This window comes from Caballeronia sp. LZ024, assembly GCF_031451455.1.
GTDB classification, from domain to species: Bacteria; Pseudomonadota; Gammaproteobacteria; order Burkholderiales; family Burkholderiaceae; genus Caballeronia; species Caballeronia telluris.
Window position 1 is genome coordinate 3,042,314 of the sequence record NZ_JARUXL010000001.1, and the last position, 20,196, is coordinate 3,062,509.

21 protein-coding genes are annotated in these 20,196 nt (G+C 64.7%); 5 read left to right on the plus strand and 16 right to left on the minus strand.

Annotation, left to right across the window (positions count from 1 at the left end; translation table 11 throughout):
• The first annotated feature begins 2 nt into the window (after positions 1-2).
• Both QCE48_RS13655 and QCE48_RS13660 read left to right on the plus strand, forming a co-directional pair.
• Complete coding sequence (locus QCE48_RS13655) at positions 3-683, plus strand: OmpW family outer membrane protein (RefSeq protein ID WP_309794170.1); 681 nt, start codon at positions 3-5, stop codon at positions 681-683.
• Positions 684-971: 288 nt separating this feature from the next.
• Positions 972-1,349, plus strand: coding sequence for a DUF883 family protein (locus tag QCE48_RS13660; RefSeq protein ID WP_309787185.1), 378 nt, complete (start codon positions 972-974; stop codon positions 1,347-1,349).
• Between the two features lie 24 nt (positions 1,350-1,373).
• Here the strand turns inward: QCE48_RS13660 and ugpQ are convergent, their stop codons facing one another.
• The 13 genes from ugpQ to pilM all read right to left on the minus strand — a co-directional run bounded on the left by ugpQ (position 1,374) and on the right by pilM (position 13,834).
• Positions 1,374-2,117, minus strand: coding sequence for a glycerophosphodiester phosphodiesterase (gene ugpQ, locus QCE48_RS13665; RefSeq protein WP_309787184.1), 744 nt, complete (start codon positions 2,115-2,117; stop codon positions 1,374-1,376).
• Between the two features lie 20 nt (positions 2,118-2,137).
• Entirely contained in the window at positions 2,138-3,223 is a 1,086-nt protein-coding gene (locus QCE48_RS13670; protein ID WP_309787183.1) for a sn-glycerol-3-phosphate import ATP-binding protein UgpC, read from the minus strand.
• A gap of 3 nt (positions 3,224-3,226) precedes the next feature.
• A complete protein-coding gene (locus QCE48_RS13675) occupies positions 3,227-3,538 on the minus strand; it encodes an antibiotic biosynthesis monooxygenase (protein WP_309787182.1) in 312 nt (103 codons plus the stop codon).
• A gap of 17 nt (positions 3,539-3,555) precedes the next feature.
• Positions 3,556-4,401, minus strand: a complete 846-nt coding sequence (gene ugpE / locus QCE48_RS13680; RefSeq protein WP_309787180.1) for a sn-glycerol-3-phosphate ABC transporter permease UgpE — start codon at positions 4,399-4,401, stop codon at positions 3,556-3,558.
• Complete coding sequence (ugpA, locus tag QCE48_RS13685) at positions 4,398-5,282, minus strand: sn-glycerol-3-phosphate ABC transporter permease UgpA (protein WP_087632545.1); 885 nt, start codon at positions 5,280-5,282, stop codon at positions 4,398-4,400. The genes ugpE and ugpA overlap by 4 nt, the downstream gene beginning before the upstream one ends.
• Before the next feature lie 63 nt (positions 5,283-5,345).
• Positions 5,346-6,671, minus strand: a complete 1,326-nt coding sequence (ugpB, locus tag QCE48_RS13690) for a sn-glycerol-3-phosphate ABC transporter substrate-binding protein UgpB (protein WP_309787178.1) — start codon at positions 6,669-6,671, stop codon at positions 5,346-5,348.
• A 67-nt stretch (positions 6,672-6,738) separates the two neighbouring features.
• Positions 6,739-7,938 (minus strand): deoxyguanosinetriphosphate triphosphohydrolase, encoded by a 1,200-nt coding sequence (locus tag QCE48_RS13695; protein WP_404983340.1) that lies wholly within the window; start codon positions 7,936-7,938, stop codon positions 6,739-6,741.
• A 66-nt stretch (positions 7,939-8,004) separates the two neighbouring features.
• Positions 8,005-9,090 carry a 3-dehydroquinate synthase gene (gene aroB, locus QCE48_RS13700; RefSeq protein WP_309787176.1) on the minus strand — a complete coding sequence of 362 codons (1,086 nt, stop codon included), beginning with the start codon at positions 9,088-9,090 and terminating at the stop codon, positions 8,005-8,007.
• Complete coding sequence (gene aroK / locus QCE48_RS13705) at positions 9,090-9,641, minus strand: shikimate kinase AroK (protein ID WP_116566355.1); 552 nt, start codon at positions 9,639-9,641, stop codon at positions 9,090-9,092. Before aroK ends, aroB begins: the two co-directional genes overlap by 1 nt.
• Positions 9,642-9,739: 98 nt before the next feature.
• Positions 9,740-11,329: a type IV pilus secretin PilQ gene (locus QCE48_RS13710; protein ID WP_309787175.1), complete on the minus strand. Its 1,590-nt coding sequence runs from the start codon at positions 11,327-11,329 to the stop codon at positions 9,740-9,742.
• The gene (gene pilO / locus QCE48_RS13715) at positions 11,326-12,195 is read right to left on the minus strand and encodes a type 4a pilus biogenesis protein PilO (protein WP_309787174.1); all 870 of its coding nucleotides are present in this window, start codon (positions 12,193-12,195) and stop codon (positions 11,326-11,328) included. The genes QCE48_RS13710 and pilO overlap by 4 nt, the downstream gene beginning before the upstream one ends.
• Positions 12,192-12,842 (minus strand): PilN domain-containing protein, encoded by a 651-nt coding sequence (locus tag QCE48_RS13720; protein WP_309787173.1) that lies wholly within the window; start codon positions 12,840-12,842, stop codon positions 12,192-12,194. The genes pilO and QCE48_RS13720 overlap by 4 nt, the downstream gene beginning before the upstream one ends.
• Positions 12,839-13,834, minus strand: a complete 996-nt coding sequence (pilM, locus tag QCE48_RS13725; protein ID WP_309787172.1) for a pilus assembly protein PilM — start codon at positions 13,832-13,834, stop codon at positions 12,839-12,841. The genes QCE48_RS13720 and pilM overlap by 4 nt, the downstream gene beginning before the upstream one ends.
• A gap of 193 nt (positions 13,835-14,027) precedes the next feature.
• Between pilM and QCE48_RS13730 the strand changes: the two genes are divergently transcribed.
• Positions 14,028-16,430: a penicillin-binding protein 1A gene (locus QCE48_RS13730; protein WP_309787171.1), complete on the plus strand. Its 2,403-nt coding sequence runs from the start codon at positions 14,028-14,030 to the stop codon at positions 16,428-16,430.
• Between the two features lie 24 nt (positions 16,431-16,454).
• Here the strand turns inward: QCE48_RS13730 and cyaY are convergent, their stop codons facing one another.
• The gene (gene cyaY, locus QCE48_RS13735) at positions 16,455-16,772 is read right to left on the minus strand and encodes an iron donor protein CyaY (RefSeq protein ID WP_309787170.1); all 318 of its coding nucleotides are present in this window, start codon (positions 16,770-16,772) and stop codon (positions 16,455-16,457) included.
• A gap of 35 nt (positions 16,773-16,807) precedes the next feature.
• Between cyaY and lptM the strand changes: the two genes are divergently transcribed.
• Positions 16,808-17,134 (plus strand): LPS translocon maturation chaperone LptM, encoded by a 327-nt coding sequence (gene lptM / locus QCE48_RS13740; protein ID WP_309787168.1) that lies wholly within the window; start codon positions 16,808-16,810, stop codon positions 17,132-17,134.
• A 59-nt stretch (positions 17,135-17,193) separates the two neighbouring features.
• On the plus strand, positions 17,194-18,456 hold the full coding sequence (lysA, locus tag QCE48_RS13745; protein WP_309787167.1) for a diaminopimelate decarboxylase: 1,263 nt from the start codon (positions 17,194-17,196) through the stop codon (positions 18,454-18,456).
• Between the two features lie 49 nt (positions 18,457-18,505).
• Here the strand turns inward: lysA and msrQ are convergent, their stop codons facing one another.
• Both msrQ and msrP read right to left on the minus strand, forming a co-directional pair.
• Positions 18,506-19,153 (minus strand): protein-methionine-sulfoxide reductase heme-binding subunit MsrQ, encoded by a 648-nt coding sequence (msrQ, locus tag QCE48_RS13750; RefSeq protein ID WP_309787166.1) that lies wholly within the window; start codon positions 19,151-19,153, stop codon positions 18,506-18,508.
• Between the two features lie 9 nt (positions 19,154-19,162).
• Positions 19,163-20,152 carry a protein-methionine-sulfoxide reductase catalytic subunit MsrP gene (gene msrP, locus QCE48_RS13755; RefSeq protein ID WP_309787165.1) on the minus strand — a complete coding sequence of 330 codons (990 nt, stop codon included), beginning with the start codon at positions 20,150-20,152 and terminating at the stop codon, positions 19,163-19,165.
• Between the last annotated feature and the right edge of the window lie 44 nt (positions 20,153-20,196).

Below are 20,196 nucleotides of genomic sequence, written 5' to 3' on the forward strand. Positions count from 1 at the left end.
GCATATCGACGGCAGCTCACGCGCAATCCGCAGGGTCCATCTACGTTACGACAGGCTGGTTTCATCTTGCACCGCAGGACAGCAGCGGTCCGCTCAAAGAAACAAGTGTAGGCGGAACTCCCGTCAATATCAGCGTTCCGGGCACGGGCGCCGGACTCTCTGACGCCGACACCGCCGGTTTCACCGTCGGCTACTTCATCACCGACCATATTGCCGCAGAACTCGAAATGGGGATTCCCCCCAAGTTCGATCTGAAAGGCACCGGCTCGCTCGAACATTACGGCACGCTCGGGACCGCCAAGCAGTGGAGCCCGACGCTGCTGTTCAAGTATTCCTTTCTTAGCCCGCAATCGAAGTTTCGCCCATACGTCGGTATCGGCGTGACCCGGACGTGGTTCACGGACGCCAAGATCACGAACAGTTCGTTCGAGAGTGGCGTGCTGCATGGTCCGACCAGCGTCGACACGGATAGTTCGTGGGCGCCTGTTTTTAATGTGGGCTTCAATTACGCGTTCACCGAGCACTGGTTCGCGGGACTCTCCGTCTCCTACATTCCGATGAAGGCCACCGCCAAGCTCAGCTCGCAGGCGCAGACGCCCGTGGGCACGCTCAATGTGAAGTCGGAAGCGCGGATTACGCTCAATCCGATCGTGACGTACCTGAAAGTCGGCTACAAGTTCTAAAGCAGATTGCTTGCCGTGCCGACGGCCTGCACTCTTCGACGCCGCCACTGCATGCAATGGCGGCGTTTTCGTTTGCGCGCGCATCTTGTAAATGTGACTGGACGCCGTGCAGTCGATTGCATTTCTTACGCACGACGCGCAAGCTCACGCGACGCGCGCGGCGATCGCGGCCGTTGTCGACGTTCCGTTGAACGTCGGCGGTGAACCGGCATCCAACTTGCTGCTAAACGGGTTTTCCCACCGCACAGAGCGGCCCATCCACGATTCATCCATCGACGGAGCGATTCTATGAACGCACTTCCCAATACGCGCGGCGCCATCGGAGATTCCTGGAGTTCGACCAGCCGTCGGGCACGCCGCATGGCGCGTCATGGTCGCGAGGCAGCAGAGGATATTGGCAGCGAGCTGCGCACGCTGCTTTCGGAACTCGAGGACACGCTCACGAACGGCGCATCGGCCGATGCCGCCGTGTTGCGCTCTCAAATCAAGAACCGTCTCGATACGGCGCGCACGCGCTTGAACGACACGCATCTCGCGATGCGTGAGCGCGCGAACGCGGCGTTCACGGACGCCGACGCCTACATCCACGAGAAACCCTGGCAGACGATTGCGCTCGTCGGCGGACTCGCGCTGGTGGCGGGCGTGCTGCTGGCCCGCGCGCGCTGACACGACGGTTCGAGCCCGGTTCGGCTAGTCGAGGAAGTCCGCGCCAATGATGTCGATGCGGTCCGTGCAGATCGCATCGACACCCCATCGCGCAAGTTCGCGCACGCGCTCGGGGTCGTTGACCGTGTAGGCAAGAATCCGCAGCCCCGAATCCTTGATTTCGCCGACGAGCGCTTCGTCCAGCCGGCGGTGATCCGCGTGCAGCGACACGCACGCAAGTGCCGCGGTCTGCGACCGCCAATCGTGCGGAATCGCCTCGTAGAGCATGCCGCGCGGCAGTCCGGGCGCGGCCTCCAACGCGGCCTCCAGCGCCGCGAATGAAAACGACGACAGCAGCGGCAGCGGCCCCTGATCGCTCCACAGGCGCGCCGCCTCCTGCGCGACGATACGCCCTGTGTCCACGTCGCGCCCCTCGCACGGCTTGATCTCGACGTTGGCCGCCAGTCCATGCTGCGCGCAGCGCGCGGCCACTTGTCCGAGGGTCGGCATGCGCGCGTTCGCGAAATCCGCGTCGAACCAGCTTCCCGCGTCGAGGTGCGCGAGTTGCGCGTAGCTCATCGACTTCGCCGCGCCGTGTCCGTTCGACGTGCGATCGACGTCGTCATCGTGCAGCAGGAACACGATGTTGTCGGCGGAAAGCTTCGCGTCGAATTCGATCATCTTCAGACCGAGCCGCGCGCCAGTGTCGATAGCTTCCAGCGTGTTCTCCGGCGCGAGCTTGCCGCCGCCGCGATGCGCGACGATGCGGGGATAGGGCCAGGTTCTCATGATCGTGCCTCCGTCATGCATCAATTCGCGCGCAGGCCGGTCGCCGGATCGAAGAAATGCAGGCGATGCGCCGGCAGCGCGACCTGCAGCGCCTCTCCGCGCGCCGGACGATGCGCGTGCGGCAAGCGCGCCGCGACATCGTGCTTGCCCCACTTGCCGTGCGCAAGATTGTCGGCGCCGAGCAGTTCGCACGAATCGACGTCGAGCGCCACATGCGCGACGCCCGGCTGACCCGGCGTCATATGTTCGGGCCGAATGCCGACAATCCATTCGCGTCCGTTCATCTCGCGCGTTATGCCCTGCGCGCCCGCCAGCGGCAACTTCGGACCGTTGCCCGCCACTTCGAACGCCGAACCATCCTCCGACACGCGTCCTTCGAGCAGATTCATCGCCGGCGAGCCGATGAAACTCGCGACGAACACCGTCGCCGGCCGCTCGTAGACTTCGGTCGGCGGGCCAATCTGCTCGGCGCGTCCGCGATTCATCACGATCACGCGTTGCGCGAGCGTCATCGCTTCGATCTGATCGTGCGTGACGTAGAGGCTCGTGGTCGCGAGACGCGCATGCAGGCGCTGGATCTCGAGGCGCATCTGCACGCGCAGCTTGGCGTCGAGATTCGAGAGCGGTTCGTCGAAGAGAAACACGGCCGGTTCGCGCACGATCGCGCGGCCCATCGCGACGCGCTGCCGCTGGCCGCCGGACAACTCGCGCGGCTTGCGCGCGAGGAGCGGCTCGAGTTCGAGAATGCGCGCGGCATTGGCGACGCGCTTGTCGATGGTCGCGCGATCCACGCCGCCGATCTTCAGCGCATACGCCATGTTCTGCGCGACGCTCATGTGGGGGTAGAGCGCGTAGTTCTGGAACACCATCGCGATGTCGCGATCCTTCGGCTCCAGCTTGTTCACGACCTTGCCGCCAATCGAGATCGTGCCTTCCGACACGCTTTCGAGTCCCGCGACCATGCGCAAGAGCGTCGATTTACCGCATCCCGACGGCCCGACCATCACGACGAACTCGCCATCCTCGACCGCGACGTCGATGCCGTGCAACACGAACTGCTTGCCGTCGTAGGTTTTCTTGACGGCGTTCAGAGTCAGAGCGGCCATCGACTAGCTCTCGAGCCTGCCCGCGACCGTCGCGAAATGCGCGACCGCGATGCCGGGTTCGTAGAAGCGATGCAGCAACTCGCGCCACTTTTGATAATCGGCGGATTGCCGGAAACCCGGATCGTGCGCCTCGACCGAATCCCAACGCACGAGCAGCACGTAACGCGAACCGTTGTTCGCGTCGGCGCCGCGCGCGAGTTCGTGCGAGCGATAACCCGGTTGCGCCGCGATGATCTTCTGCGCTTCTTCAAATGCCGCTTCGAACGCGGCTTCTTCGCCCGCTTTCACGGGCAACTGCGCGATTTCGAGAATCATGTCTGATAGGTCTCCGATTATTTTTCCGAGTCGACGAGCCCGCGCACGAACCAGCGCTGCATCGTCAGCACGACGACGAGCGGCGGCAGCATCGCGAGCAGCGTCGCGCTCATCACGAGGTGCCATTCGGTGGCGGTATCGCCGGAAGCGATCATGCTCTTGATGCCGACCACCGCCGTCTGCAACGACTGCTGGCTCGTGATCAGGATCGGCCACAAATACTGGTTCCAGCCGTAGATGAACGTGATGACGAAGAGCGCGGCGATGTTCGTCTTCGAGAGCGGCAGCACGACGTCCCAGAAGAAGCGCAGCGGCCCCGCGCCGTCGATGCGCGCCGCCTCCATCAGTTCGTCCGGCAGCGTCATGAAGAACTGGCGGAACAGGAACGTCGCCGTCGCCGATGCGATCAGCGGCAGGGTGAGCCCCGCATAGGTGTTGGAAAGATGCATCGACGAGACGACTTGCACCGTCGGAAAGATGCGCACTTCGACGGGCAGCATCAGCGTGACGAAGATCAGCCAGAACGCGAGATTCTTGAACGGAAAGCGGAAGAATACGATCGCGTAGGCCGAGATCATCGACACGGCGATCTTGCCGATGGAAATGACGAGCGCCATCACGAGGCTATTCGCCAGCATGCGCCCGAACGGCGCGGCCGCGTTGCCGCTGCCGCGCGTCCAGATGTTCGCGATGTTCTCGAACAGATGCGTGCTCGGAATCAGCGAGAGTGGCACGCTGAACACTTCCTTCTCGTTCATCGTGGCCGCGCAGAACGCGACGTACACCGGAAACACGACGAGCACCACGCCGACGATCAGCACCGCATGGCAGAAGATATTGAAACCGCGTCGATTTTCGATCATGAGTATTGCACCCTGCGCTCGACGAAGCGGAACTGGATGACCGTCAAGCCGACCACGATCGCCATCAGCACGACCGACTGCGCGCCCGAACTGCCGATGTCGAGTCCCTGGAAACCTTCGGCGAAGATCTTGTAGATGAGCGTCTTCGTCGATTGCGCCGGGCCGCCGCCCGTCGCTGCGTCGATTACCGGGAAGGTGTCGAAGAACGAATACACGAGGTTCACGACGAGCAGGAAGAAGCTCGTCGGCGAAAGCAGCGGCAGCGCGATGCCGAAGAAGCGCCGCACGGGACCGGCGCCGTCGATGGCGGCGGCTTCGATCAGCGAGCGCGGAATCGCCTGCAAGCCCGCGTAGAAGAACAGGAAGTTGTAGCTGACCTGCTTCCACACCGACGCGAGCACGACGAGGAACATCGCCTGCGAGCCGTTCAGCGCGTGATTCCAAACGATGCCGTATTTCGAGAGCGCGTACGTCACAAGCCCGATGCTCGGGTTGAAGAGAAACGACCACAGCACAGCGGCGATGGCGGGCGCGACCGCATACGGCCAGATCAGAAGCGTCTGATACGCCTTCGCGCCGCGCGTGACGCGGTCGGCGCACGCGGCGAGCAGCAGCGAAATGACGAGCCCGGACACCGTGACGAGCGAGCAGAAAATCAGCGTCGTATTGAACGACGACAAGTAGAGCGGATCGTTGAAGAGCTGCCTGAAGTTGGCGAGCCCGACGAATTCGCTCGACGTGCCGAACGCGTCCTGACTCTGCGTCGCCTGCCAGAGCGCTTCGCCCGCGGGCCACAGAAAGAAGAGCGCCGTGATCGCGAGTTGCGGCGCGACCAGCAGATACGGCAACACGCTCGTGTTGAAACGAGACCGCTTTTCCATCGACGATTCCTGAAGCGCGAAAGATGAGCGGCCGGGCTTCAACTGAGCCCGGCCGCGCTGAACCTAGCTGCCGGCTTTCTCGAAACGGCGCAGCAAGTCGTCGCCGCGCGAGACGGACGAATCGAGCGCGTCCTTCGGCGACTTCTTCTGCGCCCAGACCTGTTCGAGTTCCTCGTCGACGACCGTGCGGATTTGCGGCATGTTTCCGAGGCGCAGGCCCTTGGTATACGGCAGCGGTGGCTTGTTCAGCATCTGTTTGATCGCGACGTCGGCGCCGGGATTCTTGTCGTAGAAGCCCTGGCTTTTCGTGAGATCGTAGGCGGCGGTCGTCACCGGCAGGTAGCCCGTGTCCTGATGCCACTTCGCGGCGACCGGCGCCGAACTGAGATACGCGAGGAACTTCGCGACGCCCTTGTAGACCGCCGGGTCCTTGCCCGCGAGCACCCAGAGGCTCGCGCCGCCGATGATCGCGTTCTGCGGCGCGCCCTTCACGCTCGCGTCGTAAGGCATCATGCCGACGCCGAAATCGAACTTCGCGTACTTCTTGATGGTCGCGCGCGAGCCGGACGAGTTGGTGATGATCCCGCAATCGCCGCTATAGAACTTCGAGACGGGCTCGTCCTTGCGGCCGACGTAGGTGAACGTGCCTTCCTTCGCCATGTCCTGCAGGAACTGGATATGCGCGACCTGCAACGGCTTGTTGAATTCGAGCTTGGCGTCGGCGCCGTCGAAGCCGTTGTTCTTCGTCGCGAAGGGCGCGGCGTGCCACGCGCTGTAGTTTTCGAGCTGGATCCAGCTTTGCCATCCCGACGAATAGCCGCACGACAACCCCGACGCCTTCAGCTTCTTCGCGTCGGCTTCCACGTCGGCCCAGGTCTTCGGCGGCTGATTCGGGTCAAGGCCGGCCTTCTTGAACGCTTCCTTGTTGTAGTAGAGAACGGGCGTCGAACTGTTGAACGGCATCGAGATCAGATGGCCGGTTTTCGCGTCGCTGTAATAGCCGGCGATGGTCGGCACGAACGTCTTTTCGTCGAGCGGCACGCCTGCCTGCTTGAACACGTCCGATACGGGAATCACGGCCTTCTTCGCCTGCATCATCGTGGCCGTGCCGACTTCATAGACCTGCAGGATCGCGGGCGCGTTGCCGCTGCGATACGCGGCGATGCCCGCGGCGAGCGTCTGGTCGTAGGTGCCCTTGAACACCGGTACGATCTTGTAGTCGCTCTGCGACGCGTTGAAATCGTTCGCGATGTCGTTCACGCGTTCGCCGAGCGCGGCTTCCATCGCGTGCCAGAACTGGATTTCCGTCGCGGCTTGCGCGGCCGTGCTGGCGCCGAACGCGAGCACGGCGGCGGCGGAAATCGAGCGAAACAAGGGCTTGAAACTCATCGATACGTCTCCGTTTTGGTGAAGCGGACGCCCATGCGGCAGGAGCCGCATGGAAAAAGCGCCGATTCTAGTTATCGTCGATGACAAACAGGCGTTGATATTCCTTCAATGCATAGCGATCGGTCATGCCCGCGATGTAGTGCGCGATTAGCCGCGCCTGCGAACTGTCGTAAGTGGGCGCGGCTGGATCGTTCGCCGATTCCTCCGCCACCGGGCCGCGCGCCTGATACGGGGGCGGCAAGAGACGCGGGTCGTCGGTGAACGCCTCGAAGAGGCCGGTCACGACGCGCTGCGCCTTGTTCGCCATGCGCATCACGCGGTAATGGCGATACAGGTTCTTGAACAGGAAGCGCTTGAGCGCGGCGGCCTGCGACGCGATTTCCTCGCTATGCGCGACGATCGGCGGCGCATTGCGCACGTCGTCGATCGACTCGGGGCGCACGCGCGCGAGATGCAGGCTCGTCGTGTCGATTAAATCGACGATCAGCGTGTTGATGATGCGGCGAATCGTCTCGTGGATCAGCCGCCGCCCGTCGATGCTCGGAAACTCGCTCTTCGCCGCCTCGTGATGCGTCTGCCACAGGCTCACTTCGGCCAACTGGTCGAGCGTGATGAAGCCGGAGCGCAGGCCGTCGTCGACGTCGTGATTGTTGTACGCGATTTCGTCGGCGACGTTCGCGATCTGCGCTTCGATCGACGGCTGCCTGCCGCTGAGAAAGCGCTCGCCGAGTTCGCCCAACTTGCGCGCGTTCTCGCGCGAGCAATGCTTGAGGATGCCTTCGCGGGTTTCGAAACAGAGGTTGAGGCCGTTGAACGCGCCGTAGTGCTCTTCGAGCTGGTCGACGACGGCAAGACTCTGCAGATTGTGCTCGAAACCGCCATGATCGCGCATGCATTCGTGCAGCGCATCCTGGCCTGCATGGCCGAACGGCGTGTGGCCGAGATCGTGCGCGAGCGAAATCGCTTCGACGAGGTCTTCGTTCACGCGCAGATTACGCGCCACCGACCGCGCGATCTGCGCGACTTCGAGACTATGCGTGAGGCGCGTGCGGAACAGGTCGCCTTCGTGATTCACGAAGACCTGCGTCTTGTATTCAAGCCGGCGGAACGCCGTGGAATGCACGATGCGATCGCGATCGCGCTGGAACTCGGTGCGAGCCGAAGGCGGCGTCTCGGGAAAGCGGCGGCCGCGTGAGGTCTCGGAATGCGCGGCGTAGGCGGCGAGATGCGCTTCCAGCGCGAACGCTGCGGGCGTGCCCACGGACATCTTTCGTTCTGTATCGCTCACCGGCTGCTCCGCATCATCATCGTGTTCCGGCCGCCGCGCGCGCGCTCAGACGCTGGCCGCGAGTGTCGCGCGCACCGCGTCGTCGGGTGCGTTCGTGATCTGCGTGTCGCCGAAGCGCGTCAGCAGGATGAATTTGATCTCGCCCGCCTCGGCCTTTTTGTCCACCTTCATCAGGTCGATATAGCGATCCGCGCCGAGCACGGGCGCCTTGACCGGCAGCTTCGCCGCCGCGATCACGTCGACGAGACGCCGGCGCGACGCTTCGTCGAGCTTGCCGAGCCGCACCGACAGGTCGCCCGCCATCACCATCCCGCAGCCGACCGCCTCGCCGTGCAGCCATTCGCCGTAGCCGAGTCCGGCTTCGATCGCGTGGCCGAAGGTGTGGCCGAAATTGAGGATCGCGCGCAGGCCGCCTTCGCGTTCGTCAGCGGCGACGACCGACGCCTTGATCTCGCACGAACGCTTGACCGCGTGCGCGAGCGCTTGCGCATCGCAGCGGTTGAGCGCGTCGATGTTCGCTTCGATCCACTGGAAGAATTCCGCGTCCGCGATCGCGCCCGTCTTGATGACTTCGGCAAGGCCGGCGGCGAGTTCGCGTTGCGGCAGGCTGCGCAACACGCCGATGTCGGCGATCACGGCTTGCGGCTGGTAGAACGCGCCGATCATGTTCTTGCCGAGCGGATGGTTGATCCCCGTCTTGCCGCCCACCGACGAATCGACTTGCGAGAGCAGCGTGGTCGGCACCTGGATGAACGGCACGCCGCGCATGTAGCACGCCGCGGCAAAACCCGTCATGTCCCCGACGACACCACCGCCGAGCGCGATCAGCGTCGTCTTGCGGTCGGCGCGTTCGGTCAGCAGCGAATCGAAGATCTGGTTGAGCGTTTCCCAGTTCTTGTGCGCTTCGCCGTCCGGCAGGACGACGGTCGTCACCTTCTTGCCGAGCGGCGCGAGCGCGGCGCGCAGCGTCTCGCCGTAAAGCGGATCGACGGTGGAATTGGTGACGATCGCGACCGACAATCCCGCGATGTGCGGCGCGAAGAGTTCGGTCCGCCCGATGAGATCGGCACCGATATGGATGGGATAGGCGCGCTCGCCCAGTTCGACGTTGACGGTAATCATGGCGGACATTATGACTCAGCCGGTTTGACGACGCCGGCCATCTCCAGTTGCATCAGGACCATATTGACGAGTGCGTTCACGGTCGGACGCCCGGTTTCGACGACGAAATGCGCGCAGTCGTGATAAAGCGGATCGCGCGTCGTGAAGAGCGCTTCGAGCTTGCCGCGCGGATCGTCGGTCTGCAGCAGCGGGCGATTCTTGTCACGCCGCGTGCGCTGCCAGAGATCGTGCGGATTTGCGCGCAGATAAACAACGATGCCGCGATTTTTCAGATTTTCGCGATTTTCCGGGCGCAATACCGCGCCGCCGCCGGTCGCGAGCACGATGCCGTCGCGCTGCGACAATTCGTCGATGATGCTCGCCTCCCGCTGCCGGAATCCTTCCTCGCCTTCCAGTTCCCAGATGACCGGAATCCTCGCGCCGGTGCGCGCCTCGATCTCGTGGTCGGAATCGATGAACGATCGCTGCAGACGGCGCGCAACCGCACGGCCCACGGTGGTTTTTCCCGCCCCCATGAGTCCGACAAAAAAGATGTTCGCGTTCGCGTGCCCGGCCTGCAACTCGGTTCCTTTAAGGTGAATCTGAATTTTGTTCGTGCGGCAGCTTAAGGGCAAACCGCCCGCTTTGTCGAGTCTGCGCGCCCTTCCGGCGGGCTTCGTCAGCCGGGCGGCGTCACGACGTGCGGCGTGATGAAGATCACCAGCTCGCTCTTCGAACTGCGTCGCGCGTCGTGCCTGAAAAGCCAGCCGACAACCGGGATTTTCGACAGCAACGGCACGCCCGTCACGTCGTCTCTCTCGTCTGCGGAATAGATGCCGCCGATCGCCACTGTCCCGCCGTCTTCCACTTCGACGCGCGTCTGCACGTGTTTCGTGTTGATCGCGGGCCCGGCGGCTGTCTCCTCGCCGACGCTGTCCTTCGAGACGTCCAGGTCCAGGATCACGCGCCCATGCGGCGTGATCTGCGGTTCGACCTCCAGTTTGAGCGCAGCGCGCCGAAACTGCACCCCCGACACGCCGTTTCCGACCTTTGCCTGATAAGGAAGCTCCGTCCCCTGCTCGACGAGCGCCTTCACGCGATCCGCCGTGATGACGCGCGGACTCGACACGATCTGCCCGCGTCCCTCCGCCTCCAGCGCGCTCAGTTCGACGTTCAGGAGCCGCGTCGCCTGCGCGGCGAACAGCGTGAGACCGGCCGTCGCGGCGTCGAAACCGGAAATCGGCCGCGCCGACAGGTCGTAGATCGCGCCGTCCTTGCCGCCCACGATGCCGCGCGGCGAATCGCCGGGCGCCGTCATCGACAGCTTGACGCCCAGATTGCGCGAAAAGCCGGCGTCGCCCTCGACGATCCGTGCCTCGATCATCACCTGCGGCGTCGGCTTGTCGATGCGCGCGATCAGCTCGGCGATCTGCGCGATGCGCGCGTCCAGGTCGGTGACGAAGAGCAGATTGGTGCGCGGATCCGCCATCGCCGAGCCGCGCTTGGACAGCACGCGCTGGCTGCCCGCGCCTGTCAGGAGCTTCCTGACGTCGTCGGCGCGCGGATAGCGCAGCGCGAACGTGCGGCTGGCGAGCGGTTCGAGGTCGGCCGCGCGCGCGTGCGCCTCGAAGCGCAGCTTTTCGCGCGCCGCCAGTTCCGTGAGCGGCGCGACCCAGATCACGTCGCCGTGGCGCTCCATCGCGAGGCCGTTCACTTCGAGCAGCGTGTCGAAGGCGCGCCGCCACGGCACGTTCGTCAGATTGATCGTGACGAATCCGCGAATCTTTTCGCTCGCGACGATGTTCAATCCCGAGAATTTCGCGAACGTCTGAAGCACCGCGGGCAAATCGGCGTTTTTCAGGTTCAGCGTGACCGGCTTGCCGTCGCCGGCTGCGTTCGCCGGCGACGTATCGGCGCGGCTCAAGCGCTGGAGCGGCGGCAGCGGCACGGGCGGACCTTCCAGCGGCGGCGCTGCGTCGGTGGACGCGGCATTCGCGGCCGCAGGAGACGCCGGTGCGGCGGGCTTCTCGGCGGGCGCGAGCCACGCTGAATCCGGCGCGTCGGCGTCGGCCGGTTCGGTCGATGTCACAACAGGAACCGGCGGCACGGTCGTGTCGACGGCGAACTGGTCGGTCGGCAGCGTATCGTTCAACGAGGGCAGCGGCGGCAGCGGTGGAACCGCGCTTTCGGCGGCGAGCGCCCGGCACAGCAGAACGGCGGCGATGGCGAGCGTTCGCCGCCGCGTCTTCGTCAATGCATGCGCTTTCATGGGCGATCCTCCCCGAATGACACCGAACGCGAGCCGCCGCCGTCGCGTGAAACGTCGATCGAACGAGCGTGGACGCGACCGAGCCGTTCGTCACCGATCATCTGGCCGATCGCAAAGCCATCGACGCCCTTCGCCGTCTCGATCAGCGCCATCGCGCGCTCGCGGCCGAGCAGCGTCCCGACGAGCAGCATGTCGCCCGCCGGTCCGGACGCGGGGCTTGCCTTGCCGAACGGATCGATGAGGGAGGCATCGCGAGCGTCGGCGTTCGCACGGCGCGCAAGCGCTGGCAGCGTGTCGAAAACGCGCAACGTCGCGTCGAACGTCAGCGAATCCGGCCCGCGCTTCAACTGCACGGCATCGGCGACGACGAGACGCGGCAACGCGCCGAGCGCGTCGAGAAAGCGGCGCACTTCGCCGAACGTGCCCTCCGCCCGCAGCTTCAGCGCCCGCTCGCCCTCCGGTGCGCCGCTCTTCGCCGCCGCGACGGGCATGATGGAGCCGAGCCGCAGCCCGCCTTGCGCGGCGATCGTCGAGACCGCGTGCAGCGCGTCGGCCATGCTCCAGCGCACGGACGCGTTCTCCGGCAAGGCCGCGCGCCTGCGCAACTCCGGCAGGGCGTCGAGCCATTTTTTGGTTCGCTGCGTGCGCTGTTGCGCTTCATCGAGCGCCGAGCGACTAGCGTCCAGCCCGCTCGCGCCCGACGTCCGGTACGCGTACACGCCGAGCACCCCTACCATCACGCCGATCGCAACCGCGCTGAGAATCATCCGCCTGCGGCTCCACAGGTCGATCGGCTCGAGGATCAGTCGCTTGAGACGGCTCTCACGGCGAAGCGGCCGGTTGAGATTGATCTGAAGCGTGCTCATTTCGACCTCCCTTTCGCCGATGCCACGAGCGCCTTCTTCGATTGCGCGGCCGGCGTCTCGACCGTCCATCGCACGAGCGCGGTGAATTCGTAGCCGCTCGCGATAGCGGGCGCCTGCGCCGCTTTTGCACGCAGCGGCGCCGGAACCGGCCGCTTCATTTCGACGACTTCGACCGCCTCCACACCGCGCACGGCCTCAAGAAGCTTGAGCCAGCGCGCCGCCGCCTGCGAATCGGACGCGAACGCGGCCAGTTCGACCGCGTTCGTCTGCTGCGACACGCGCTGCAAAGCGACGCCGCCCTGCTGCGCTTCGGCGAGCGCATCGAGCAACGCGAGAAAGCGCGCGGCCGGCGCGGCGAGCGGTGCGGCGGTATCGCGCGCGCGGCGCCGCTGCGCTTCGGCTTCGGTCAGACGGCCGTGCTCGGCCACTTTCGCGCCCGACGCGCGTAGGGACGCTTCGAGCGCCAGGCGCCGCTCGTCGAGCCGCGCGCGGTCCAGCGCGTCCCAGCCCGCCGCCGCGCCGACGGCCGCGCAGCCCGCGAGCGCAGCGGCGGCGAGCGCCGTGAGCCGCCGGCTGCGCGCTTCCCGCCGCTTTTTCATTCGATACGGCAGCACGTTGAATCCATCGACCAGTACGAGGCCCGTCATTGCATCACCTCGCGAAGCGCAAGTCCGAACGCGACCGCAAAGCGCGGCGAGTGGCGCAGCGTTTCGTCGATGGCACTCGCGCCATTGCAGAACGGCGCGCATTCGAACGGCAGCACAGGGCAACGCAGGATTTCGGCAAGCTGTGACGGCGTGCAATCGGCACGCGTCAGCAAGTCGACATCGCCGCCGATGAACACCCAGTCAGGCGGCCCCTTCTCGCCGACCAGATCGCGCAGCGCGTCCATGACGGTGGAATATTCGGGCGCCGGATAGCGCAGTTCGTTCTCCACGCCGTCCTCGCCGACGAGCCACGCGTAGAGCCCCGTCCCGTCCACCCAGCACGCGATGTAATGGTCACGCGAATCGATTTCGATTGTGCCCGCGTGACGCATCGCGCGCAGTGCGGCAGCGGGTTCGCCGTCGATCGCGGACAGCGAGATGCCCGCCATGGCCGCCGTCTCGACACGCGATTCCACGTGCTGACGCGCGGTCGCCGCAATCGAAACCTGCGCGCATCCGTCGTCCTGCGGCTCGACCGACCAGTCGACCGCCAGCGCGGCGCGCTCGATGCCCGCCGCGCGCTCGGCTTCGGCGAGCACGGCCGGTTCAAGCAGCCCGAGCGGATCGCGGCCGCCCGTCGCGCTCTCGTGCGCCTCGATCAGCCGCGTAATCGGCACGCGCGTCATCAGCGTCGCGGATGCCGGCAGCCCGATCGCGCAACGCAGCGCGCGCCACGTACCGCGCGCGGGCAGCCGCCCGAACGCCTCGCGCAAGGCGGCGGCCACCGCGTGACGATCGACGAAATCGCCGTTGATCACCGCCCCCGCGTCGAGCGGCACCGACTCCAGATGCTCGACGCACACCGGCCCGTTCGCCCGCAGCCGCCGGCTCACCACCGCCACGCGCACCGCCCGTTCGCTCACATCGATTCCCGCTGCGTACCGGCGCGTGACCGCCAGCACCGATCTGCGCAACGCCTGTTCCCTGCCCATTACCGCCTCCTCTGTTCCATCGCGCCGAACCGTTCGGCCGCTTGCAGTAGGAGAATTGTGGTGAGGGCAGCGCCCGGCGAACATTCGTCCGAATGGCTAACGCGAGGGATGTGCACCGCGCGCTGCGTACCCTTCATGACAAAGCCGGTAAAGTCAGGCAGCTATAATCGCGGGACCGTTTTTTGGTGGTGCTATGCAATCCTCTACCCCGTCGACCCCGCCGTCCCAGCCGCCCAAGCGGAAGAAGCGCCCGCTGTTGTTGCGGATTTTTCTGGGATTTTTCATCTGTATTTTCGCGCTGGTCATCAGTGCGGGGCTCGTCCTCGGTTATGCGCTCGTCGTGGCCCAGCCGAACCTGCCGTCCCTCGACGCGCTCACCGACTACCGGCCCAAGGTGCCGCTGCGAATCTATACGGCCGATCACGTACTGATCGGCGAATTCGGCGAGGAACGGCGCAGCGTCGTGCGTATCCAGGACGTGCCCGATCATCTGAAAAAAGCGATTCTCGCGATCGAAGACGCGCGCTTCTACGACCACGGCGGCGTCGATCTGACCGGCATCCTGCGCGCGGGCACCGTCGCGCTGACGAACGGGCACGCGTCGCAGGGCGCGAGCACGATCACGATGCAAGTGGCGCGCAACTTCTTCCTGTCGAGCGAGAAGACCTACACGCGCAAGATCTACGAGATGCTGCTCGCTTACAAGATCGAGCGGGCGCTGACGAAGGATCAGATTCTCGAGGTCTACATGAATCAGATCTATCTAGGCCAGCGCGCGTACGGTTTCGCGAGCGCCGCGCGCGTCTATTTCGGCAAGGACCTGAAGGACGTGTCGCTCGCCGAGTCGGCGATGCTCGCGGGCCTGCCGAAGGCGCCGTCCGCGTATAACCCGGTGGTGAATCCGAAGCGCGCGAAGGTGCGTCAGGAGTACATCCTGCAGCGCATGCTGGAGTTGCACTACATCACGCAGGACGAGTACGACCAGGCGGCGAAGCAGCCGCTCGTCGTGAAGGGCGCGGGGCGCGAGTTCAGCGTGCACGCGGAGTACGTCGCGGAAATGGTCCGGCAGATGATGTACGCGCAGTATCGCGAGGAAGCCTATACGCGCGGCCTGAACGTCGTCACGACCATCGATTCCGCCGATCAGGACGCCGCCTATCGCGCGGTGCGCAAGGGCCTCATGGATTACGAGCGCCGTCACGGCTATCGCGGGCCGGAGGGTTTCATCGAGCTGCCCGCGAACGCCGACGAGCGCGAACAGGCCATCGACGACGCGCTCGCCGAGCATCCGGACAACGGCGAACTCGTCGCGGCGGTGGTGACGTCGGCGAGCACGAAACAGGTGAAGGCGAGCTTCATAGACGGCAACGTGGCGACGATCGAAGGCAACAACCTGCGCTTCGTCTCGAACGCGCTCTCGACGCGCGCGCAGCCGAACCAGCGCATCCGGCCGGGCGCGATCGTGCGCCTCATGAAAAACGACGACGGCGACTGGATCATCACGCAATTGCCGCAGGTGGAAGGCGCGCTCGTGTCGGTGGTGCCGCAGGACGGCGCGATCCGCGCGCTCGTCGGCGGGTTCGACTTCAACAAAAACAAGTTCAACCACGTCACGCAGGCCTGGCGCCAGCCGGGGTCGAGCTTCAAGCCGTTCGTGTACTCGGCATCGCTGGAAAAGGGATTGTCGCCCGCGACCATCATCAACGACGCGCCGCTCTTCTTCAGCGCGGCCGAAACCGGCGGCCAGCCGTGGGAGCCCAAGAACTACGGCGGCGGCTTCGACGGCCCGATGAGCATGCGTCAGGCGCTGCAGAAGTCGCGCAACCTGGTGTCGATCCGCATCCTGAACCAGATCGGCACGAAATACACGCAGCAGTACATCACCAAGTTCGGCTTCGACGCGGACCGTCATCCGGCCTATCTGCCGATGGCGCTCGGCGCCGGTCTCGTCACGCCGCTGCAGATGGCGACTGCGTATTCGGTGTTCGCGAACGGCGGATATCGCGTGAATCCGTACCTGATCGCGGATATCACCGATCCGCGCGGCGCCGTCGTTTCGCATCCGCAGCCGCTCGTCGCGCAGGAAAGCGCGCCGCTCGCGATCACGCCGCGCAACGCGTATGTGATGAACAGCCTGCTCCAGAGCGTCGCGCAGCGCGGCACGGGCGCGAAGACGAATGAGTTGAAGCGCGGCGATCTGGCCGGCAAGACGGGCACGACGAACGATTCACGCGATGCCTGGTTCGCGGGCTACCAGCATTCGCTCGTGGCGATTGCGTGGATCGGCTACGACAATCCGCGCACGCTCGGCGACAAGGAAACAGGCGGCGGGCTCGCGCTGCCGGTGTGGATGGATTACATGTCGCGCGCGTTGCGCGGCGTGCCGGAATGGCGCGCACAGCAGCCGCCCGACGTGACGTCGCTCGGCGGCGAACTGTATTACGACGACATGACGCCGGGACACGGCTTTATCGCGACGATCGGTGTGAGTCAGGCGCAGCCGTCGGAAGAAGGCGTCTCTGGCGTGGCGGCGCCGACGCCCGATGTCGGCGAGCAGGAAAAGCAGGACATCATGAACCTGTTCAAGAGCCAATAACGCAGACTCGGGCAGGCGCGCCGGTCATGCCGAAAAACTGACCGGCTCGCCCGCCTGTTCCGTCGCGTATTTCGTCAGCGTCGCGAAAAATTCGGTGTTGTCGCGCGTGTCGCGCCACTTTCCGTCGACGAATTTGTAGTGAAATCCGCCCGCCTTCGCGGCCAGCCAGATCTCGTGTTTCGGCGGCTGCAAATTGACGATCAGCTTCGTCCGATTCTCGAATTCCAGCGTCAGAACATTGCCGCTGCGCTCGAATTCGATATCCGCTTCCGCCTTGTCCACCGAGCGTTCGATGGCCGTCAGCGCGGCCTCGGCGAGGGTCAGGTATTCCTGGTCGGTCATGCTAAACTCCTGCGATTATTTATTCAGGGACAGTCATGCGAGTCGTTTTCAGGATGAGCGCGATTGTAACGGCTTTGGCCGTTTCCGCCGTCACGGCGGGCGCGCTCGGCGGTTGTGGTCAGCGCGGTCCGCTCTATCTTCCGGCCACGCCGCCATTGCCCCAGCGTCCGGGCGATCTCCAGGAAACGTCGCCGTCCGGCGTCACGCCGAGCGGTGAAACCGCGTCGAGAACCGGCAAGGCGCCCGGCGCATCCGACGACGACTCCGTGCCCGATACCTCGGGAGAGCCGCTCACGCTTTCACCGGACACGGATCTGAAATCCGGTGCTTCAGCACCCAAAGCCGCATCGTCGTCCAATTGAATCTGGCCTGCTGATTGCGGCCCGTTGATTCCGACGCTTTACCGTTCCCCAGGTTTCGCATGACTCAATCCGCATTCTCCTACGTCGACGACGTATTGCACGCCGAAGGGGTATCCGCCGCTTCGCTCGCCGACCAGTTCGGCACGCCGCTTTACGTCTATTCGCGCAGCGCGCTCACCGCCGCCTATCGCGCCTACGCGGATGCCTGCGATGGCCGTCGCGCCAAAATCCACGTCGCCGTGAAGGCGAACAGCAATCTCGCGGTGCTCAACGTGTTCGCGCGACTGGGCGCGGGCTTCGACATCGTCTCGTCGGGCGAACTGGCGCGCGTGCTGGCCGCAGGCGGCAAGGCCGAAGACACGGTGTTCTCGGGCGTCGGTAAGACGGCGGCTGAAATGCGCGAGGCGCTCGACGCGGGGGTCAAGTGCTTCAACGTCGAATCGATTCCGGAACTGCACGCGCTGAACGACGTGGCGAAGGCGGCGGGCAAGCAAGCGCCCGTGTCGCTGCGCGTGAATCCCGACGTCGATGCGAAAACGCATCCGTATATTTCCACCGGGCTGAAGTCCAACAAGTTCGGCGTCGCGTTCGCCGATGCGCGCGCGACCTACCGCGAAGCTGCTGCGATGTCGAACCTGGATGTGATCGGGATCGACTGTCATATCGGCTCGCAGATCACCGAAATCAGCCCGTATCTGGACGCCGTCGACAAGCTGCTCGAACTCGTCGAGCAGGTCGAGGCGGACGGCGCACAGATTCGTCACGTCGACGTCGGCGGCGGCCTCGGCATTACCTACGACGACGAGACACCACCCGACATCGGCGACTTCGTGCGCGCGGTGCTCGCGCATATCGAGAAGCGCGGCCACGGCCAGCGCGAAGTGTATTTCGAGCCGGGGCGCTCGCTCGTCGGCAACGCGGGCGTGCTGCTGACCCGCGTCGAATATCTGAAGCCGGGTGAAGAAAAGAACTTCGCCATCGTCGATGCCGCGATGAACGACCTCGCGCGCCCGGCGATGTACGAGGCGTTCCATCGCATCGTGCCGGTCGTGAAGCGCGCGGTGCCGGCACACGTCTATGACGTCGTCGGACCGGTGTGCGAAAGCGGCGACTGGCTCGGACGCGAGCGCGAACTGGCCGTCGAAGCGGGCGACCTGCTCGCGATCTGCTCGGCCGGCGCCTACGGCTTCGTGATGAGCTCGAACTACAACACGCGTCCACGCGCCGCCGAGGTGATGGTCGACCACGAACGTGCGCGCCTCGTGCGCGAGCGCGAGGAAGTGAACCAACTGTTCGCCGGGGAATCGATCCTGCCGGACTGAGCGTCTCGAGCGCTCGTTGAAAAAAAGCGATGCCTCGGCATCGCTTTTTTTATCCGCGCGCGCGTTTGCTCCGAAGCCATACGATCAGCCGCCAGCCCAGCAGCGCCACGACGATCGCGCCGTAAATCTTCGGCAAAATCAGATCGTGCTTGCCCGCCTTCATCCACCAGAAATGCAGGATCGCGAGCGTCGCGATAACGTAGATGGCCTTGTGGAGCGTCGCCCAGCGGCGGCCGAGCTTCTTCACCATCGCTTTCGGCGACGTCGCCGCGAGCGGCATCAGCAGCAGGAACGCCGTGAATCCGACCGTGATGAACGGCCGCTTGGCGATGTCCTTCACGATTTCGGCGACGTCGAACCATTTGTCGAACCACAGGTACGTGGTGAAATGCAGCACAGCGTAGAAGAACGCATAGAGCCCGAGCATCCGGCGAAAGCGCACGAGCGCATTCACGCCGGTCAGCCGCCGCGCCGGCGTGATCGCGAGCGTGATGCACAGGTAGACGAGCGTCCAGAGGCCGGTCGAGCGCGTGATGAATTCGATCGGATTGGCGCCGAGTCCGTCCGTCACGCCGAGGAACACGAGGCGCGCGAGCGGATAGAGCGCCGCCAGGAACACGAACGCCTGCGCCGGCACGATCCAGCCGCCGCTCGCGGTTCTTGAAGCGGGCCGCTTGATATCGGATACGGTTGGCATGCGGTCCACTTAGAAATTCTTCTTCAGATCCATGCCCTGATAGAGCGACGCGACCTGATCGCCGTAACCGTTGAACATCAGCGTCTTGCGCTTCGGCTGGAAAAACCCGTCCTCGCCGATGCGCCGCTCCGTCGCCTGGCTCCAGCGCGGGTGATCGACGGTCGGATTCACGTTCGAATAAAAACCGTATTCGGACGGCGCGTAGGTGTTCCAGCTCGTCGGCGGCTGCTTTTCGACGAAGCGGATCTTCACCAGCGATTTCGCGCTCTTGAAACCGTACTTCCACGGCACGATCACGCGAACCGGCGCGCCGTTCTGGTTCGGCAGAACCTGTCCGTACAGGCCGACGGTCAGCAGCGTCAGCGGATTCATCGCTTCGTCCATGCGCAGGCCTTCGGAATACGGCCACTCGAGAATCGGCGTGGACAGCCCCGGCATTTGCGACGGATCGGCGAGCGTGATGAACTGCACGTACTTCGCGTTGCCCGTCGGCTCGACGCGCTTGATGAGTTCCGAGAGCGACACGCCGATCCACGGAATCACCATCGACCAGCCTTCGACGCAGCGCAGCCGGTACACACGTTCCTCGAGCGGCGCGAGTTTCAGGATTTCGTCGATGTCGTACACCTTCGGGTTCTTGATCGCGCCCTCGACCGAGATCTTCCAGGGCTTCGGCCGCAGCGAATGGGCGTTCTGCACGGGATCGCCCTTGTCCGTGCCGAACTCGTAGTAGTTGTTGTACGACGTGATGTCCTTGAACGGCGTGACTTTATCGGTGACGACGAACTTCGAATTCATCGTCGCCGCGAGCTTCTGGCCCTTCGCGTCCGGCGAGGTCATCGCGGCCAAGGCTTCGCCGCTTGCGCCGACCAGGCCCGTTGCAGCGACCGCGCCCATCGCACGCAGCACGCGGCGGCGGTTCTCGAACACTTCGCGCGGCGTGATTTCGCTTCGCGCAATATCGTCGCCGTAAAGCTGACGATCTCGTTTGATCCACATTTTGCAGTCCTTTCCCGTTACGCCGCCGCGCCGGACCGGCGCGC

What these genes read in the sequence shown, in the direction of transcription:
- QCE48_RS13660 (WP_309787185.1), top strand. Translation starts at nt 972, where the DNA reads ATGAACGCACTTCCCAATACGCGCGGCGCCATCGGAGATTCCTGGAGT.
- ugpQ (WP_309787184.1), bottom strand. Translation starts at nt 2,117, where the DNA reads ATGAGAACCTGGCCCTATCCCCGCATCGTCGCGCATCGCGGCGGCGGC.
- QCE48_RS13670 (WP_309787183.1), bottom strand. Translation starts at nt 3,223, where the DNA reads ATGGCCGCTCTGACTCTGAACGCCGTCAAGAAAACCTACGACGGCAAG.
- QCE48_RS13675 (WP_309787182.1), bottom strand. Translation starts at nt 3,538, where the DNA reads ATGATTCTCGAAATCGCGCAGTTGCCCGTGAAAGCGGGCGAAGAAGCC.
- ugpE (WP_309787180.1), bottom strand. Translation starts at nt 4,401, where the DNA reads ATGATCGAAAATCGACGCGGTTTCAATATCTTCTGCCATGCGGTGCTG.
- ugpA (WP_087632545.1), bottom strand. Translation starts at nt 5,282, where the DNA reads ATGGAAAAGCGGTCTCGTTTCAACACGAGCGTGTTGCCGTATCTGCTG.
- ugpB (WP_309787178.1), bottom strand. Translation starts at nt 6,671, where the DNA reads ATGAGTTTCAAGCCCTTGTTTCGCTCGATTTCCGCCGCCGCCGTGCTC.
- QCE48_RS13695 (WP_404983340.1), bottom strand. Translation starts at nt 7,938, where the DNA reads ATGTCCGTGGGCACGCCCGCAGCGTTCGCGCTGGAAGCGCATCTCGCC.
- aroB (WP_309787176.1), bottom strand. Translation starts at nt 9,090, where the DNA reads ATGTCCGCCATGATTACCGTCAACGTCGAACTGGGCGAGCGCGCCTAT.
- QCE48_RS13710 (WP_309787175.1), bottom strand. Translation starts at nt 11,329, where the DNA reads ATGAAAGCGCATGCATTGACGAAGACGCGGCGGCGAACGCTCGCCATC.
- pilO (WP_309787174.1), bottom strand. Translation starts at nt 12,195, where the DNA reads ATGAGCACGCTTCAGATCAATCTCAACCGGCCGCTTCGCCGTGAGAGC.
- QCE48_RS13720 (WP_309787173.1), bottom strand. Translation starts at nt 12,842, where the DNA reads ATGACGGGCCTCGTACTGGTCGATGGATTCAACGTGCTGCCGTATCGA.
- pilM (WP_309787172.1), bottom strand. Translation starts at nt 13,834, where the DNA reads ATGGGCAGGGAACAGGCGTTGCGCAGATCGGTGCTGGCGGTCACGCGC.
- QCE48_RS13730 (WP_309787171.1), top strand. Translation starts at nt 14,028, where the DNA reads ATGCAATCCTCTACCCCGTCGACCCCGCCGTCCCAGCCGCCCAAGCGG.
- cyaY (WP_309787170.1), bottom strand. Translation starts at nt 16,772, where the DNA reads ATGACCGACCAGGAATACCTGACCCTCGCCGAGGCCGCGCTGACGGCC.
- lptM (WP_309787168.1), top strand. Translation starts at nt 16,808, where the DNA reads ATGCGAGTCGTTTTCAGGATGAGCGCGATTGTAACGGCTTTGGCCGTT.
- lysA (WP_309787167.1), top strand. Translation starts at nt 17,194, where the DNA reads ATGACTCAATCCGCATTCTCCTACGTCGACGACGTATTGCACGCCGAA.
- msrQ (WP_309787166.1), bottom strand. Translation starts at nt 19,153, where the DNA reads ATGCCAACCGTATCCGATATCAAGCGGCCCGCTTCAAGAACCGCGAGC.
- msrP (WP_309787165.1), bottom strand. Translation starts at nt 20,152, where the DNA reads ATGTGGATCAAACGAGATCGTCAGCTTTACGGCGACGATATTGCGCGA.